Here is a 16,315-nt window from a genome sequence, read left to right as displayed (position 1 = left end):
GAGGTGCGCTCGTTGCAGGGTTCAGCGGGTGAACGTGGCGCGGTACTCCGATGGTGTGCTCCCGGTGAGCTCGCGAAAGGCGGCGTTGAATCCCGACAGTGAGCCGTAGCCCACCTCGTGGGCGATCGTGGTGACTGGGGTGTCGTCGGCTGCGAGCCGTTCGACTGCCCGCAGGACCCGCATCCGTCGGAGGGTGGCACGCCAGGTCATCCCGACCTCGGCTTCGAAGCGGCGCGCCAGGGAGCGCGGTACGAGCCCGACCAAAGCCGCGACGGCCTCGAACCGGACCTCATCTGCGAGCCGTTCCTCGGTCAGCCGCAACGCGGTCCGCACCTCGGTCGAGCGCCCGGCCGGCATGACGACGGGGCTGGGTCGCTCGGCCAGCCGCCACACCACCGCAGCCAGCGCAGCGAACATGGTCCGGGCGTACAGGGGCAGCGGCTCGTCCGCCTCCGGCCACCCGCCGCACTCGGCAACGAGTGCCCGAGCCAGCGGGTCGAGGTCGAAGACCGTGAGGTCCTGCGGCGGTGGTGGCACGAAGTCGACATGGAAGAGGACCGACGCAGTCGTCGCCGGCTGCGGGATAGTGACCGTGGCCGGCCGCTCGGCGCGTAGCAGGGCGGCCCGGGCCGGGGGCAGCAACCAACGCTGCCCCTGGGCCTCGAGCCGCAGTGCGCCCTTGGAAGCACACAACAAGTAGTGCCGGTCGACGACCAGCTCGGTTGGCCCGGTCGGCGCGAAGGACCGGGTGAACGCAAACGCCTCACGGGTCACGGGTGGACTCCCACGCACCGATCGTAGGGACGCAGTACCCGTCAGGCGACGGACTCGACGAGTTCGGCGCGGAACCGACGGCTCACCGGCCCCTCGGTGACCAACGGTCGCAGGACGGCGTTGGACCGGGTGAAGGCGTCGGAGGCCAGGTAGGCGACGAACGACGGCTGGTCAGTCCACTCATGAACGACGGTCACGATGCGGTCGTCCTCGCGCGACTCGTAGACGCGAAAGGCAAGGTTGCCCGGCATCGAGCGGACCAGGGGCCGCTCGCTTTCGAGCTGGTCCAAGGCGAGGGGGCGGTCTGCTGCGGAGGTCCCGAAATCCAGGATGGCGATGAACACTTTGTCTCCTAAATGCTGCTGGTGTGGATGGCTGCTCCAGCCTCGCCTGCAGGACCCCGGGTCCGCCTCCGTACAGCGGACCCATACACACGGCTAACGGACACACCCACCCATCACCGCGAATACCGCCATCGGCGGACTAGTCGACATGCGGCGAAAGACCAACCCGGATCTCGCTCTGATGCGGCTGAGTGGCCGACGCACTAGGACGTGCCGCAAACTCGTGGACCCGCCACCAGTGGCGACGGCGCGCCGCCTCCACAACGCTCTGCGACCTCAAGATCCTGATGTCGGTACAGGCTGGCGGCCCTTCACGACGGCCCACGTCAGCGGGACACTTGGTGATCTGGAGGCGCGAATGATCTCAGCCAATCAAATATCCGCCGCACCGCCCATGCCGGCTCGGCAAAGGTCGGGCCGGTCGGTCATCGCCTGGCTGGTGGGGGTGGTCCTGGTCAGCGGCTGCGCAGGGACGGGTCCGGCCACAGACGTCAGGACGTCGGTCAGCGCAGGCCGGGCGTCCACCGCAAGGCCCGCGATACCGCACCCTGAGAAGTTGACCGCAGCCACTGAAAAATACCTGTCGAACATCCTGTCCCCAGCGACCTCCACTGTCCGCGCCGTTCTGGTCACCGTGGACAACCGCCCAATCGTGCAGCTCTACCGCTCCAGCACGCCGGCGCAGTCGCACGACGTGCACTCGGTCACCAAGAGCGTCATGGCAACCCTCGTTGGAATCGCCCTATCCGAAGGACGGCTGCACTCCCTCAACGACACGTTGGCAACGTTGCTTCCCCAGCACGCCGCTGACATGGATCCGACCGTGTCGGCCATCACCTTGCGCCAACTCCTCACGATGACAGCCGGACTGCCGCCGGACCTGCCCAACGGGGACCCACCCGCCTCAATGTCCGGGCCAGACTGGGTGGCCAATATCTTGCGGACCGGCACCGTCACGCCACCCGGCACAGCATTCGCCTACTCATCCGCTGGATCGCACCTGCTCTCCGCCATCCTCACCGACGCAGTGGGCGCATCCGCGCTGGAGTACGCCAGACCGCGACTCTTCGAACCACTCGGCATCGACACCCGCAACGCCTTCGAGCCGAACATCGAGGACCACGCAGCCATCGCGGCATACGACAAGGCGAACTTCGCGTGGCCGAAAGACCCCACCGGTATCCAGATCGGCTTTGGCGCCCTGAAAATGGCGCCACGAGACCTGGCCAAGCTCGGCCAGCTCTACCTCGACGGTGGCCAGTGGAACGGCCGCCAACTCGTCCCCAAGGCGTGGGTGAAGGACTCAACCACCGCGCAAGTCGCCACTCAAGGAACGAGTTTCACATTCTCGGAGAACTACGGGTACCAATGGTGGGTCACCAAGGAGAACGGCCGTCACGCATATGCCGCCGTCGGATTCGCAGGACAGCTCGTCGAAGTCGTCCCCGACCTGCGCCTGGTCGTGGTGACCGCCACCGAAGCTGGCGAAAACAACCTTCGTTTCGAGCACCTCCGCGGACTGGTGGCGGACGCGATCCTGCCTGCTGTTGGCGGTTAACCCGGAAGCGCCAACAGAACGCGAGCAGGACTGCCGACATGCGGCGATACGACGCAACAGGTCGCGCCATCAGCTGACGATCGCTGAGAAGGTGGCAGCTCGCCAATCCAGAGGGTCCAGTTCATTGGCGTTGAGCAGGACACGGACATGGCCATGCCACGACGCTGGGCGCAGGCAGTGCAGCTGGCCAACCGCCCGGCCCCGTGCCCGAGGCTGCTTCGGTGCGCTGATCGGTAGAGAGCCGGTCGACGTGAGAAGTGGGAGTACCCATGGCCAAGCCCCGCATCTTCCTGGGCTCGTCGGGCAGTCAGGCCAGACGCTCAAGGCTCTGACCCGTGGCCTCAAGGACGTAGCGAACGTCGAGCCGTGGACCGCGACCTTCAATCCTGGTACCACGACCCCTCGGACGGCTGGTCGAGCTGACTCGCGAGGTCGACTTCGCGGCCTTCGTCTTCGCCCAGGACGACTGGACCCGCGCCGAACCAACGCTCCCGACGCCGATGCAGCAGCCCAGGGGAAGGCCTCCCCACGCGACAACGTCGTCTTCGAGGCGGGCCTTTTTGGCGGTGTCCTTGGTATGGAGCGAACGTTTATCCTGCACGCCAATGGGGCAAAGTTGCCGACCGAACTGCTTGGGCTTGCCTGCGTCCGGTATGGCGACGCGACCAAGGCGGCCGAGGTCAAGTCCGTCAACCAGAAGTTGCGGAAGGCGATCGAGGATATCGGTGGACTGTCCCGGATCGTGGGTCTGTGGTGGCAGTTCTCGATGACCGAGCGAAGCACGTTGGAGCCCTCTGCGGTAAGCCTGTTGCAGATCTCACGGGACCGCGAACGCCTGCTAGAAGTGAACGGCCGCACCTGGCAGGAGGACGGCACCCTATCCGCTCGCTACTGGAGCGAGGCGACCAAGGAGATGAAGGACCCCGGCGGCATTTTCTACGCCTGGAAGGGCGAGCGCCCGCGTCACCCGAACGCACCGGCAATCCATGGAACGGGCGAGATCAAGCTTGAGACGGAAGACCGCGCCGTCGGCTTCTGGACCACCCGGTCGGACGACGAGCTCACGCTCAACGCTCGGACATCCGGCGTCTACCTGAGGGCAGACATCGATGATCTCAAGGTCCTTGACGGACGCGACAATCAGGCTCGTGCGACTCTGATCGCCGAGCGAATCCTGGACTGGAAGGCGCTCGCGATCTCCTGAGGCATCGTCGTCTCGCGCCGGCGCGGACCGCACGAGGAAAGGTCTTGTGGTCCACCACGGACCTCCGGGCGCCAGGCTTAGTGACTGGGCAGCGCTTTGAAACATGCCGCTCATCGGGGTGGTCTGACGGAGTCAGTGTGATCGGAGAGGGTAGGCAAGGCCTACGCCCGGCGCCAAGAGGCGCCTTGGCTTCGGGCCATTGGCTCGTACCGGGACCTGACGGCGTTGGTCAGGACAGTCGACGGCTGTCGACCAGGACATTCATGATTGCCAGGGACGGCTGGGCCGAGAATCGGCGGAACAGCATCGGAGCGGCAGGCGGGTCGGTCGCTGCGCGCATGGCATCAAGCGCGGCGAGGTCCCGCCACCGCGAATGAATCGCCCAGTGTCCCTTACCGTCGCCAAGCAACTGTGTCTCGAGCAGTCCGTCGGGCAGGTTTCCTGCCAGCAACATCTTGTAGGCGGCGATCAAGTCCTGGGCGCGGCCCTCGTGCACATTCGCGGTCACGATGGTAAGGATGTTCATGCCACCAAGGGTCCTCCACGAAACCACCTCGGAAACCGATAAGTAGCGTATGCGTCGACGCGGTGTCCGGGCTCAGTCGAAGCCTGCCCTCGGGGAGCTGGGGGCCAGTTCCTCGGACGCCGCTGGCTCGCTGGCGGTCCGATAGGACCGACCCCTCACCGCCCCCAGGCGTGTGCAGGCACAGCATGCGAGCCCCTCGCGCCCGGGCCAGATTCATCGGGTGGGGCTGGTCGGCGCAAGGCATCCGCTGGCCCGGATGGCCAAGGGGGGCTATTCAAGGGTTTCCTTGACAACTCCGTGTTCATGGATCATATTCAAAGGATCACTTGAATATGTCGGAGGTACTGATCATGACTGAGACCAAGGCAACTCGCGTCATGCCGAACCCGGTGGATCGAAGGTCGCCCGGCGGCCAGCTTCTGGAGGCTCTGGCCGCGCGGGACTTCGACCGCATGCCTGACTGCTTCGAGGCCGGCGCAAACATGCGAGCGATGCTTCCCAGCGGACCCACCGAGTTTCGCGGCGCCGCCCAGATCGTCGAGAACCTTCGGATCTGGTTCGGAGGCGCCCTCGAGTTCGAGGTGCTGGACGGTGCCGTCAGCGAGGTCGCTGGCAGGCCACACGTGACGTGGCGCCTTCGCATGCATCCGACGCCTTGGGGCGACGATGCCTGGCACGTCATCGAGCAGCAGGCCTACCTGCAAGCTGGCGAGCGCATCGCGTCGATCGACCTCCTGTGCTCGGGATTCCAGCCCGAGAACCGCATCTGACCGACTCCAGCCGTGACGATGTACCACATCCGTGGTCCGCAGGGACGGCTTCGCGTATTGGGTGGACTGGGTGACGAGGGTGTGAGTTGCTCAGAATCTTTGTGCCTATTGGGCGTGGACTTCTGCTTCGCGGCCTGGTCGGTGAACCGTGGTTCCTAGGGGCGGGCGACCGGGAGGCGGGCCGCGTTCCACTCGGGGAAGCCGTCTTCGAGTCGCGCGGCGGTCAAGCCCTGCCTGCTGAGCAGCCGGACTGCCTCGTCCGCATAGACGCAGTACGGGCCACGGCAGTAAGCGACAACTTGGGCGCCGTCGGGGATCTCCCCGAGGCGTGCCCGCAGGTCGTGGATCGGGATTGAGATAGCGCCACGGATATGGCCGCTGGCGTACTCGGGCTCGGGGCGCACGTCGAGCACGATGATGTCGCCGTCGCGCAGCCGTGCGCGCAGGTCGTCACGGCTGATCGTGCGGAGTTTGGTCCGATCGCCGAGATAGTCCGCGGCCAGCTGCTCGAGGCCCGCGACGTGCTCCTCGGCGGATCGCCGCATGGTGCGCCATAGCTCACCGACCAGCTCAGTGGACAGCGAGTAGTAGATCCGGGTGCCTTCACGGCGGGACCGGACCAGTCCCGCGCGCAACAGCCGCTGGAGGTGCTGGGAGGTGTTCGCCACACTCTGGTCGATCTCTTCGGCGAGCTCCTCGACGGACCGTTCGCCCTGAGACAGGACATCGACCAGCTCCGCGCGCCGCCCGTTGGCCAGCGCCTTGGCTGACTCCGCCAGGGCGTCGTAAAGAGCGGCCTTTGCACCAGGCTCCGGCATCTTGTCCCTTTCTGCGCACCAGCGTATTCAACAAGCCTCTTGACAATCGCTACTCTAGCGGAGTTCTATTCAAGATAACCATTGAATGCCCGGGGAGGTTGCGAGACGATGATCACCACCGTGGACACGAAGACGCTCGAGGCCAAGGTCAAGGACATGTACCGGCACGTGGCGCAGCAGCCCCACGACCGCTTCCACTTCGAGCTCGGCGAACCGGTCGCTCTGCGCGCTGGGTACGACGCGGACCGGCTCCCGGAGCTACCGGCTGGCGCCGTCGAGTCATTCGCCGGTGTGGGTTTCTTCTTCGACTTGGCCGACCTCAAGGTCGGTGAGACCGTGGTCGACCTGGGTAGCGGGTCCGGGATGGACGCCTTCTACGCAGCGCGGCTGGTGGGCCCCGCCGGGCTCGTGTACGGGGTCGACTTCACCGCCGAGCAGCTGGACAAGGCACGCCGGCTGGCCAACGAGCCGGTTTCGCTCAGGTCGAGTTCCGGGACGGCCACATCGAGGAGATCCCACTTGGAGATGGCACCGTGGACTGCGTGATCTCCAACGGGGTGATCAACCTCTGTCCGGACAAGAAGGCGGTGTTCGCCGAAGCCGCGCGAGTCCTGAAGCCTGGCGGGCGGCTCGTGATCGCGGACATCATCAGCGAGCAACAGCTCAAGGACTCCATCATCTGCAACGCCGACCTGTGGGCATCCTGCATCGGCGGCGCGGCCCAGCAGGACCGGTACCTGGAGGCCATCGAGTCGGCCGGCTTCACCATCACCCGTCACCGCGAGAACGCGTACGCGTTCATATCCGACCAGGCCCGCAATGCCAGCGCCAGGTACGGCGTCAAGAGCATCTCCATCCTCGCCACCCTGACCACCGATTAACCCACACCACCGGAGGAACCCATGTCCGACAAGCAGAACATCGACACCCCGCACGAGCAGCGCCCCTTCAAGGCTCACGGCCACCTGGATGTGGTCACCCTCGGCGACTTCACTCTCGGTCGCGGCGTGTTCGAACCAGGTTGGCGCTGGTCAAACGACGTCAAGCCCATCGCGGGCACCGACTCCTGCCAGACCCACCACACGGGAATCTGCCTTTCGGGAAAGATGACCGTCCGGTTCGACGACGGCAGCGAGGTCTCCATCGGCCCCGGCGACGTCGTAGACCTTGACCCCGGGCACGACGCGTGGACCGACGGCGACGAGCCCTGTGTCCTGCTCGACACCGGAATCAAGGCCTATGCCAAGCCCAGCTGAGGGGTTGACATGCAGATGGAGCCGGACAGCACATGACGCAAACCCTTACGCTCCCGATGGCCGACCAGGGACTGGGCAACACGGCATACCTGGTCGACCTCGGCGACGGCTGCGCCCTGGCCGTCGACCCCAGTCGTGACCTGCGTGCGTTGCAGGCGGCCGCTGACGCCCGGGGTCTTCGCGTCACCGTCGCCGCGGACACCCATCTGCACGCGGACTTCCTTTCCGGTTCCCGTCAGCTCGCTGCGACTACGGGCGCGACGGTGCTGGCCTCGGCCGCCGGGAACCGCAGGTACGACCACCACGGATTGAGCGACGGTGACGACTTCGACCTCGGGGGGCTGCGGCTGCGCGCCCTCGGAACGCCAGGGCACACCGACGAGCACCTGTCCTACCTTCTGCTGGATGGCGACCACCCTGTCGCGGTCTTCACCGGGGGCTCATTGCTGGTCGGAGCAGTTGCACGAACCGATCTTGTCGACCCTGACCGCACGATTGAGCTCGCCCGGGCTCAGTACCGGTCGGTGCACCGACTCCTGGAGCTTCCCGACCACGTCGAGGTGTGGCCAACTCATGGCGCTGGTTCCTTCTGCGCCGCACCCGGCGGCTCCGCCCGCACCAGCACCATCGGCGCCGAACGGGCCAACAACCCGCTGCTGTCCGCCGCAGACGAGAACGCGTTCGTCGCTCGGCTGCTCGCCGGGCTCGGCTCGTTCCCGCCCTACTTCCTGCGGTTGGCCGAGATCAACCGGCGCGGACCAGCGATCCTGCCCCGTCGGCTCGGGCTGGAGCAGCTCACACCACGGGCGGCCGTCGCGGCGCAGGCCGCGGGCGCCATGATCGTCGACGTCCGCCCAGTGACCGCCTTCGCCGCCGGACACCCCTCGGGCGCCCTCTCGATCCCGCTACGGCCCGCGTTCGCGAGCTGGCTCGGCTGGCTCGCACCCAACGACACACCACTCGTCGTGCTCCGCGAACCCGACCAGAACGTCGAGGAGGTGCTTTGGCAGGCCGCCAAGATCGGCTACGACAACATCATCGGCGAACTGGCCGGCGGCCAAGAGGCCTGGTCCGCCGCATTCCTGCCGACCCATTCAGTGCCGCTGGTCGAGGCAAGCGCCGGGATGAGCGCCGCGGCCACCGTGCGGGTCTTGGACATCCGTCAGGAGGCCGAGTACCGAGCCGGACACGTCCCTGGTGCCCTCAACATCGAGCTCGGCGACCTCCCCCCTGTGCTCGGCCACCTCGCCAACGTGCCAACCGTGGTCATGTGCGGGCACGGCGAACGTGCGATGGGAGCAGCGTCTCTGCTGTCAAGGGCGGGATTCACCCAGGTCGCCGTTTTTGTCGGCAGCCCTCAGCAATGGGCCACCGCCCACGGCGAGGACCTGGCCAGCGGCCCGTGAGACGGGCAGGGGGGTCGGCGTCTCCCGTCTTCGGTGTGCGAGCGAACGCTGCCCAGTTTGCTCTGCTGGTTGCCGTAAACGCTCTGGTCGGCGGAACGCTGGGCCAGGAACGCACCGTCCTGCCGCTCCTTGCGACTCAGGAGTTTGGGCTCGACTCCTACACTGCGGCGCTGACCTACATCCTCGCGTTCGGCCTGGCCAAGGCGTGCACCAACTACTTCGCCGGGACCTGGTCTGAGCGATACGGGCGAAAGCCCGTCCTGGTCGCCGGGTGGCTGGTCGCCCTCCCCGTCCCCCTGCTGCTCATCTGGGCCCCCGAGTGGTGGATCGTTGTCGGCGCAAACGTTCTGCTGGGCATCAGCCAGGGGCTGACCTGGTCCACCACGGTGATCATGAAGATCGACCTCGTCGGTCCCCGAAACCGGGGCCTGGCCATGGGCCTCAACGAGTCGGCGGGCTACCTCGCCGTCGCCGTGACGGCCCTGCTCACCGGCAACATGGCGGCACACCACGGACTTCGGCCCGAGCCGTTCCTGCTCGGCGTCGCCTACACCGCGCTCGGCCTGGGCCTTTCCACGCTCTGGGTCCGGGAGACTCGTCCGCATGCCGCCTACGAGGCCGCCGAGGACCCCACCACCAGCGACCTCACCAACCGGCAGGTGTTGGGCCTGACCAGCTTCCGTGAGCCCGCCCTCTCCTCGGCCAGCCAAGCCGGCTTGGTCAACAACCTCAACGACGGGCTCGCCTGGGGCCTGTTCCCCGTTCTGTTCATCTCAGCCGGAATCGGCCTCACTCAGGCCGGCTTGCTCGTCTCCCTCTATCCCGCTGTCTGGGGGGTGGGACAGCTCGTCACCGGGGCACTGTCAGACCGTTGGGGCCGCAAGCGCTTCATCGCCGGGGGCATGCTCCTTCAAGCGGCTGCTCTGATGGCCATCGCGACAGCCAACTCGCCGGTCCCGTGGGCCCTAGCGTCCGTGCTGCTCGGCATCGGCACCGCCATGGTCTATCCCACCCTGCTGGCCAGCATCGGCGACGTCGCCCACCCCGGCTGGAGAGCACGCGCCGTTGGCGTCTACCGACTCTGGCGGGACCTAGGGTTCGCCGTCGGCGCGCTGCTGACCGGCGTACTGGCCGACACCTTCGGTATCCGCCCGGCGATCTGGGCGATTGCCGCCCTGACCGCCGCATCGGGGCTCGTCGTCGCCAAACGCATGTACGAAACGTGCGCCACTTCACAGCATGACCGCTAGCTTTCGAGCAACTCTGACCAAGCGAGTCGAAGAACTGCGACATGGGACGGTGTCCCGCCCAGGCTCACAGCCTTGCGACGAAGGAGCCGCAAGGCTGTGAGCCCTGCTCGGCGAAGGCCGCTGCTGGTTTCCCACTTCGCGCGACTTCGAGCAATCCGAGGGGACGCGGCGAGTGCTCGCGCTGCGTACTACTGACCCAATGCATTCTGTCTCTCGACCGTCCGCACCGACCCCAGGCCGCAACCAGACTCGGTCACGAGGTCACGCACCCTCTCACACAGGCGTGGTGAGGGGGTGCGAAGAGGCCGATCACCTTGGCGTACGAAATCGGCCAGTGCTCACGTCCGTTGATGACGAACCGGGTCTCGTCCAGACGGAGCCGGAGCCAATCAATCTCGTCGAGTTCCCTGCCGGCGTTGACGACCAGCGGAAGCGACCGCAGCCGCTGATCGTGACGCAGCTGCTCCACGACGTTCATGCCCGCCGACGTCAGAAGCCGAGGTCGAGCACGAGCAAGTCGGGCGGCGCCTCTCGGCTCACGACCAGGGCCTTCGTGCCGGTGCGGGCAACGCGGTCATGGACCCGTGGTCGGTGAGGAAGACTTGGAGGACCTGCCCCACTGCACGTCGCCCTCGATCACGAGCACGTGGTGGTGGCGTCCGCGCTCAACGACTTTCGCAGGAGCTTGTCTATTTGGACCAACGTGGCAGGAGCATGAACAGGTCGACCGACTGTTCTGCTGGTGCTGCGGGAATGCGTCTAGGAGCGGGATCTGATCCGGTTCTGGTCCCATATGGAAGTCGGGGTCTGTGCCGGCTGCGCGCAGTGGCTGCACCGCCGCGCTCCGCCTCTATCCGAAGGGTGACTTCAGGTGGTGCCTTTCCATCAGTTCCGGGACCCAGGTGGGGTCAAAGAAGAGTCCGTAGGATGCGGCCAAGGGCGCAAGCGTCGCCGGATCCGGGTCGCCCGTCTCGAAGATCTCGGCGAGCTCGAGGAAGAAGCGTTCGAAACCGGCTGGCGTGATCACTTCAATCATCCGTGCCTCAGTCGTACCGGCGTTCCACATGGTGTGCACCTCACCTCGCGGCTTGCTGATGTAGCCGCCGGCTTGCAGGACCACCTCGTCCGGTCCCGACCTGAAGCCGATCTCACCGGCGGTGACGATCGAGAACTCGTCCTCTCTGGTGTGCACGTGAGGCGGGACAAGGGCTCCGACGGGGAACGGGTGCTCGACGATGGCCATCTGCCCCCCCGTCTGGTCACCTGTCAGCCGAAACCCGACTCCGATGGACCCGATGGATCGGTCTGGCCCATGCGGGGTGGGTAGCACGGTCAGGGGCAGTGCCCGTCCTCCCGCAGTTGCTTGCGTGAGTGTTGCCGGAGGCTCCGTGAGGCTCATTCGTGTCTCCTTGCTGGTCATTAGGCGGAACTGCGGTCAGTGAAAAGGGGGGGCACCGGCAGGGAGGACGTCGTGCTGGGAATATCCGTCAATGCTGTTGAGGACACTTCCGTGGTTGATCTGTCCCGTGCAGGTGTGTGTCGTTGTCTGATTTGGTTCGCTCAGGGGTGTCCTAGAAGGGCACCATCACCTTGAGCAGGTGGCTCGTCATGAGGTGCCCGGCGGTGCGTCCGGACAGGACTCGACAGAAGTCGACGGCGTCGAGAGTCAGCTCGAGCCCGTCCTCGCCCTTGGAGAATCTGCCACCGGCCGGGCCCGTGAGGTGTAGCCGGTAGGGACGGCCGTGCCGGTCGGCCCACTCCTCGACGACGTCGGCAACCAGCACACCGTCGTGGTCGGGTGTGAGTACCGGTGCGGTCCCTGTCGCTCGGCAGATGTCCATTCGGTGCATCCATGGGTCCCGGGTCAAGATCGTGTCGATGAGGTATCCGTTCGTCCAGCGCTCGGTCTTGCCGGCGACGTCTTGGGGATCCGGCAACTTCATTCGACGCACCAGGGCCGGGGTTCGTCGCCGCCCACGTGCGGCACGGGGACCGATCACCGCAAACCGATCAACCAGCTCATCCGTGGTGAGGTCGGCATGCTCCTCGACCTGCAGGGCAGTGAGGGCGTCCAGTGCTGGGCCGCCGCGACGCTTGGACACCAGGGACTGCCTCAGCGTCTCTTTCAGGCCTGTCGCCATGAGGGCCATCCCGGTTGTATGGCCCGCTATCGCCCTGACATCCCATTGCGGGCAGTCGGTGGCCTTGGTCCAGTCGTCTTGGGACAGTGAGCGCAGCAGGTCAAGGAAACGCTCGTACTCCGTCGTCGCGAGCCGCATCGCCGCATCGCGATCCATTCGTGGATAACGCGGCCCAGTTCCGGCCTGTTGATGGTCTGTCACGTTCATGGGGTCTTCCTCCTCCGTGGTGCACCAGGTCTGACTTCGGTGAGAAACATGTCGACAGCCCGGGGCAGAAGGCGCCGCCAACGCTCGCCCCCGGGATCGTTGGCGTTCTGCTGACTGGCCAGACCGGCGAGGGTCGCCGTCCACAGGTCGGCGGCGTCTGGGTCGGTGATGCCCAAGCGGTTCAGGAGACGGTACAAGCGCTCGATCGCCTGGACTGCGAACGCGTAGGATTCGGCGCTCGGCGTGAAGCCGGGGACGGGTCGCTGATTCATCAGCGCGTTCCGCTCCGGGTCCGCCGCCATCGCGTCGAGCCAAGTCGTCGCCGCAGCCAGCAACGCTGCTCGAGGGTCATCAGGGAGATTGGGCTCCTGCGCCGCGGCGGTCGCGTCGAATTCCGCCCACGCCTGGCCAAACATCGCATCAATGATCGTGAGCTTGGAGTCGAAGTGGCCGTACAGCGAGGGAGCGCGCATACCCACCCGCTCCGCAACACTGCGCTGCGTAAGCCCGGACCAGCCCGACTGCCGAACCACCGCCCACGCGGCCTCGAGGATCTCGTTTCGCGTGGCTTGACGACGCCGCGACAGTCTATCGCTGTTCGGTTCTCCTAACATAGTTAGGAGAATGCACCTGGGATGTACCTCTCGTCAACACCTTGGATGGACGACTCGTCAATTGGGCTACGACCAAGTGACCACCCCTGGGCCGCGACTGGTCAGGGCCGCATCGCATCCCTTGCTGGACGATTCTTGCGGCACAGCGCTGTCTGCCGCGGGCGCGTCTTTGTGGGCGGTAGGCAGCGGCGCGGGACCCGCCCATTGTGGGCGGTAAGCAGCGGCCGCCGGAGGGCCCCGTGGGGACGAGCTGACCCTGCTAAACGTGGCTCGGAGCCTGCAAGCATGTGTAGGTCCTAAATGTGAGGTCGCGAATCATGCGACGACGCTGGCGGCAGCGAAGTCGGCGGCGGGCATAGGAGTTCGCAGGCGCCAAGTGATGCCTATTGGACGCTCGCCTCGGTGCTCGACGTAGTCGGCCTCGCCCAGGAAGAGGTACGGCGCTCCGGAGCCGAACTCCGTCACCTTGTTTGGCCGTGTGAAGAGGAGGACATGGCTGCCCTGCGAGTGATGATGTAGGTAGCGCTGACCGGTCTTTGAGCCGACTGTGGTGCCCGACTGCGATTCCCAGTGGAACAGTTCGGGACTGAGGGCGTAGTCCTGGTACATCGTCGTGGGGGAGTAGTCGGCCTCAGACTTGTGAAGCGTCACCAGGAACGCGTCCGCATTGGCGGCGGGCGCGAACAGAACGCCCTCGCGGAAGCTGTTCGGCTTGCGACCATCGATCGAGACGTAGTCGAGGGCGGCGACGAGTTCCTCTCGGGTGTACCGCGCGTGGACTCGCAGTGGGCGGAGGGCGAGTCCCCCTCCCGGACGCAGGCTTACACGCTCCGCATTTGCTAGCCCGAGGGCAACGACCTCCCGCAGGTCGTCTCGCACAGCAGGTTCCGCGCGCAAGGCCGCTAGGCCTTCGGAGTATGACTCGAAGCCGCCACCGTCGGGCCACAGTGAAAAGAACAGCATCCGCCCAAAGGCTTGAAGGGCCGCATCGGCGCTTTCGTATTGCGGCGCGTCATCAGCCAGCCATCGGAGGTATGCGGAGGCACGGTCCGGGTCGTCGACGTGGGTAAGGGCGCGAACGCGTTTGAGGAGGGCCGACTCCCACTGGCCGCCGGCGGCGACGGAGAGCCCAGCGTCCCTTCGCAGCCTCGTCCATGACCTGTCGCCTCGGACCACGTCAGATAGCTCAACGCCAGACTCCGCGAGGAAGTCGCTCAAACTGTCCGTGGAGTGAGCGCGCAACTCGGAGGTGAGCGTTGTCCAACGCTTAGCCACTTGACTGCGCACGTTCTCGAGAACCAGCTCCTGGCTCTGGCGATCGAGCACAATCTCCGTCCCCGCAGGCAGGAAGGGGAAGCCATGCTCGATATCGCGGACGAGCTGCGCTCGAGTGCTGCCGGTCATCGCACGGAAGCGCTGGTCGAATCTGAACTCCTTGCGGTGGTGACCTACGAAGTCCAGCGCCGTCAGCACTGCCTTGTCCTTCGCCCGACGAAGCCCGCGTCCGAGCTGCTGGAGGAAGACCGTCGAGCTCTCAGTCGGTCGGAGGAACAACACCGTATTGATGGCAGGGATATCGACGCCCTCATTGAATACATCAACGGTGAAGACGACCTGGACAGATCCATTCCGAAGATTCGCGATGGCTCCGTCGCGGTCATCCGTCGAGGTATCCCCGAGCACTGTCGCTGCCCGAATGCCGGCGTCGTTGAAGACCTGGGTCATGTAGTGGGCGTGGTCCCGCGACACACAGAACCCAAGGGCCTTCATGGATGTCAGGTCGGCGACCTTGTCCTGCACGGTCTTCAGGACGACGCGAGCGCGAGCGTCATTTCCGGTGAAGACGTTAGAGAGCTCCATCGCGTCGTAGGCACCGGCCCTCCAGTCGACGCGGGTGAGGTCCACGCCATCTGCGACTGCGAAGTAGTGAAAGGGGGTGAGTAGGTCAGCCTTGAGGGCGTCCCACAACCGAAGCTCCGCAGCGACGCGACCATCGAAGAAGGTGCGCACATCCAGCCCATCCCCGCGTTCCGGAGTCGCGGTCAAGCCCAGCAGCTCGCGCGGGTTGAGGTGGTTCAGGATCCGGCGGTAGGTCGTCGTCTGGGCGTGATGGAACTCGTCAACCACCACGACCTGAAAGGAACCGGGCGGAATGTTCTGGACGTCGTACGAGGTCAGCGATTGGACCGACGCAAAGACGTGTTCCCAGCGCTCTGGCCGCGCGCCGCCGACGTATAGCTCGCCGAAGTCTGGGTTGTTGAGAACCTCGCGATAGGTCCGCATGGACTGCTGGAGAATCTCGCGTCGGTGAGCGACGAAGAGGAGCCGTGGGAGGGCAGGCGCGACCTCGGCCAGGCGTCGATAGTCCAGCGCTGCCACGACGGTCTTGCCGGTGCCAGTGGCGGCGACCAGCAGGTTGCGGTGTCGCCCGTGCACGACGCGTTCGACTTCGAGCTGGTCGAGCATCTCTTGCTGGTAGGGGTAGGGCCGCACCTCCAGCCCGGACAGCGTGAGCGTCACCCTGTCATGGGTCTTGTGGCCTGACGCCTCCGCCAATGCGTCGTCGAGCCGGTCGCGGTCGGTATCCGGGTCGTAGGTCTCGAAAGTGCTGTCGTTCCAGTAGCTGTCGAACGTGGCGCCAAATTTTTGGAGCAAGGCGGGGGTGGCGATCGACGACAGCCGAACGTTCCATTCCACGCCGTCGAGCATGGCTGCGCGGGACAGGTTGCTGCTGCCGACGTATCCCGTGTCGAAGCCGGTGTTGCGGCGGAATAGCCACGCTTTGGCGTGGAGTCGGGTTCGCTGAGCGTCGTACTGGACCTTGACCTGCGCACCGAAATCACGCACCAGTCGATCGAGCGCCTCCCGTTCCGTCGCACCCATGTATGTCGTGGTGATGATGCGAACCGGCACGCCGCGGTCGTGAAGAGCTTTGAGCCTGTCGTCGAACAGCCTTAGTCCGTACCACTTGACGAACGCCATGATGACGTCCACGCGGTCGGCGCTCGCGAGCTCTGCGCGGACCTCGTGTCCCATTCCGGGTTCGCCTTGCGCGTTCGTCAGCAGGGCGGCATCGGACAGCGGAGTGGATGGCCGCTCCATAGAGGACTGAGCAGGCACGCCGGGCCTGGCATGACGGCTGACAGACATCAGGTGGCGAGGGCCGCCGGACAAGAGATCCTCGGAGTCGCCGAAGCGTTCGATGATCGAGTTGACCAGTTCCAGCCGGCGTTCAGGGTTTCGTTCACTCCGGAATGCGCGCAGGGCAACCGCCCGCACGTGCCGAGCCAGGACCTCAGGCTCATCTGCTTCGTCTATCGATGCGCGGTCGACTGTTCGGTCGTCAGTGCTGCTCAGTCTGGCGTCGAGGCCGCGAGTGATAAGGCTTTCATACAAGCCTTCCAGCAGGCTCTCGTCGTTCCCCGTCACGGGGGCAGCTTGCCAGGC

General features: G+C 65.8%; 15 protein-coding genes and 1 pseudogene. 7 read left to right on the top strand and 9 right to left on the bottom strand.

Going from position 1 to position 16,315, the window contains the following annotated elements; translation table 11 throughout:
• Positions 1-21: 21 nt before the first annotated feature.
• Positions 22-774: an AraC family transcriptional regulator gene (locus tag AC1DXJ_RS10940; protein WP_477613397.1), complete on the bottom strand. Its 753-nt coding sequence runs from the start codon at positions 772-774 to the stop codon at positions 22-24.
• Between the two features lie 41 nt (positions 775-815).
• Complete coding sequence (locus tag AC1DXJ_RS10935) at positions 816-1,118, bottom strand: putative quinol monooxygenase (protein WP_477613396.1); 303 nt, start codon at positions 1,116-1,118, stop codon at positions 816-818.
• A 238-nt stretch (positions 1,119-1,356) separates the two neighbouring features.
• Between AC1DXJ_RS10935 and AC1DXJ_RS10930 the strand changes: the two genes are divergently transcribed.
• A complete protein-coding gene (locus AC1DXJ_RS10930; RefSeq protein WP_477636923.1) occupies positions 1,357-2,676 on the top strand; it encodes a serine hydrolase domain-containing protein in 1,320 nt (439 codons plus the stop codon).
• A 91-nt stretch (positions 2,677-2,767) separates the two neighbouring features.
• The gene (locus AC1DXJ_RS10925; RefSeq protein ID WP_477613394.1) at positions 2,768-3,880 is read left to right on the top strand and encodes a TIR domain-containing protein; all 1,113 of its coding nucleotides are present in this window, start codon (positions 2,768-2,770) and stop codon (positions 3,878-3,880) included.
• 229 nt (positions 3,881-4,109) lie between these two features.
• On the opposite strand, the gene AC1DXJ_RS10920 is transcribed toward AC1DXJ_RS10925, so the two are convergent.
• Positions 4,110-4,406, bottom strand: a complete 297-nt coding sequence (locus AC1DXJ_RS10920) for an antibiotic biosynthesis monooxygenase (protein ID WP_477613393.1) — start codon at positions 4,404-4,406, stop codon at positions 4,110-4,112.
• A gap of 350 nt (positions 4,407-4,756) precedes the next feature.
• Here AC1DXJ_RS10920 and AC1DXJ_RS10915 point away from each other — a divergent pair, with 350 nt between their 5' ends.
• The gene (locus tag AC1DXJ_RS10915; RefSeq protein WP_477613392.1) at positions 4,757-5,176 is read left to right on the top strand and encodes a Cif family virulence factor; all 420 of its coding nucleotides are present in this window, start codon (positions 4,757-4,759) and stop codon (positions 5,174-5,176) included.
• Between the two features lie 155 nt (positions 5,177-5,331).
• On the opposite strand, the gene AC1DXJ_RS10910 is transcribed toward AC1DXJ_RS10915, so the two are convergent.
• The gene (locus AC1DXJ_RS10910) at positions 5,332-5,994 is read right to left on the bottom strand and encodes an ArsR/SmtB family transcription factor (RefSeq protein ID WP_477613391.1); all 663 of its coding nucleotides are present in this window, start codon (positions 5,992-5,994) and stop codon (positions 5,332-5,334) included.
• Between the two features lie 108 nt (positions 5,995-6,102).
• Between AC1DXJ_RS10910 and AC1DXJ_RS10905 the strand changes: the two are divergent.
• The 4 genes and pseudogenes from AC1DXJ_RS10905 to AC1DXJ_RS10890 all read left to right on the top strand — a co-directional run bounded on the left by AC1DXJ_RS10905 (position 6,103) and on the right by AC1DXJ_RS10890 (position 9,906).
• Positions 6,103-6,875 (top strand): annotated as a pseudogene (locus AC1DXJ_RS10905) (methyltransferase domain-containing protein).
• 21 nt (positions 6,876-6,896) lie between these two features.
• The gene (locus tag AC1DXJ_RS10900) at positions 6,897-7,250 is read left to right on the top strand and encodes a cupin domain-containing protein (RefSeq protein WP_057378039.1); all 354 of its coding nucleotides are present in this window, start codon (positions 6,897-6,899) and stop codon (positions 7,248-7,250) included.
• A 32-nt stretch (positions 7,251-7,282) separates the two neighbouring features.
• The gene (locus tag AC1DXJ_RS10895) at positions 7,283-8,656 is read left to right on the top strand and encodes an MBL fold metallo-hydrolase (RefSeq protein WP_477613390.1); all 1,374 of its coding nucleotides are present in this window, start codon (positions 7,283-7,285) and stop codon (positions 8,654-8,656) included.
• A complete protein-coding gene (locus AC1DXJ_RS10890; RefSeq protein ID WP_477613389.1) occupies positions 8,614-9,906 on the top strand; it encodes an MFS transporter in 1,293 nt (430 codons plus the stop codon). The genes AC1DXJ_RS10895 and AC1DXJ_RS10890 overlap by 43 nt, the downstream gene beginning before the upstream one ends.
• A gap of 253 nt (positions 9,907-10,159) precedes the next feature.
• Here AC1DXJ_RS10890 and AC1DXJ_RS10885 read toward each other — a convergent pair whose 3' ends face one another.
• The 5 genes from AC1DXJ_RS10885 to AC1DXJ_RS10865 all read right to left on the bottom strand — a co-directional run bounded on the left by AC1DXJ_RS10885 (position 10,160) and on the right by AC1DXJ_RS10865 (position 16,276).
• Positions 10,160-10,384 (bottom strand): hypothetical protein, encoded by a 225-nt coding sequence (locus tag AC1DXJ_RS10885; RefSeq protein WP_477613388.1) that lies wholly within the window; start codon positions 10,382-10,384, stop codon positions 10,160-10,162.
• Positions 10,385-10,756: 372 nt separating this feature from the next.
• On the bottom strand, positions 10,757-11,149 hold the full coding sequence (locus AC1DXJ_RS10880; protein ID WP_477613387.1) for a cupin domain-containing protein: 393 nt from the start codon (positions 11,147-11,149) through the stop codon (positions 10,757-10,759).
• Between the two features lie 328 nt (positions 11,150-11,477).
• Positions 11,478-12,203, bottom strand: a complete 726-nt coding sequence (locus AC1DXJ_RS10875) for a maleylpyruvate isomerase family mycothiol-dependent enzyme (RefSeq protein ID WP_477613386.1) — start codon at positions 12,201-12,203, stop codon at positions 11,478-11,480.
• 47 nt (positions 12,204-12,250) lie between these two features.
• Complete coding sequence (locus AC1DXJ_RS10870) at positions 12,251-12,868, bottom strand: TetR/AcrR family transcriptional regulator (protein WP_477613385.1); 618 nt, start codon at positions 12,866-12,868, stop codon at positions 12,251-12,253.
• 315 nt (positions 12,869-13,183) lie between these two features.
• Positions 13,184-16,276, bottom strand: a complete 3,093-nt coding sequence (locus AC1DXJ_RS10865; protein ID WP_477613440.1) for a DEAD/DEAH box helicase — start codon at positions 16,274-16,276, stop codon at positions 13,184-13,186.
• Between the last annotated feature and the right edge of the window lie 39 nt (positions 16,277-16,315).

This window comes from Pedococcus sp. P2_D9, assembly GCF_056404275.1.
Note: the sequence above shows the minus strand (reverse complement) of the source record. Positions and strands in the feature narration are given on the sequence as shown.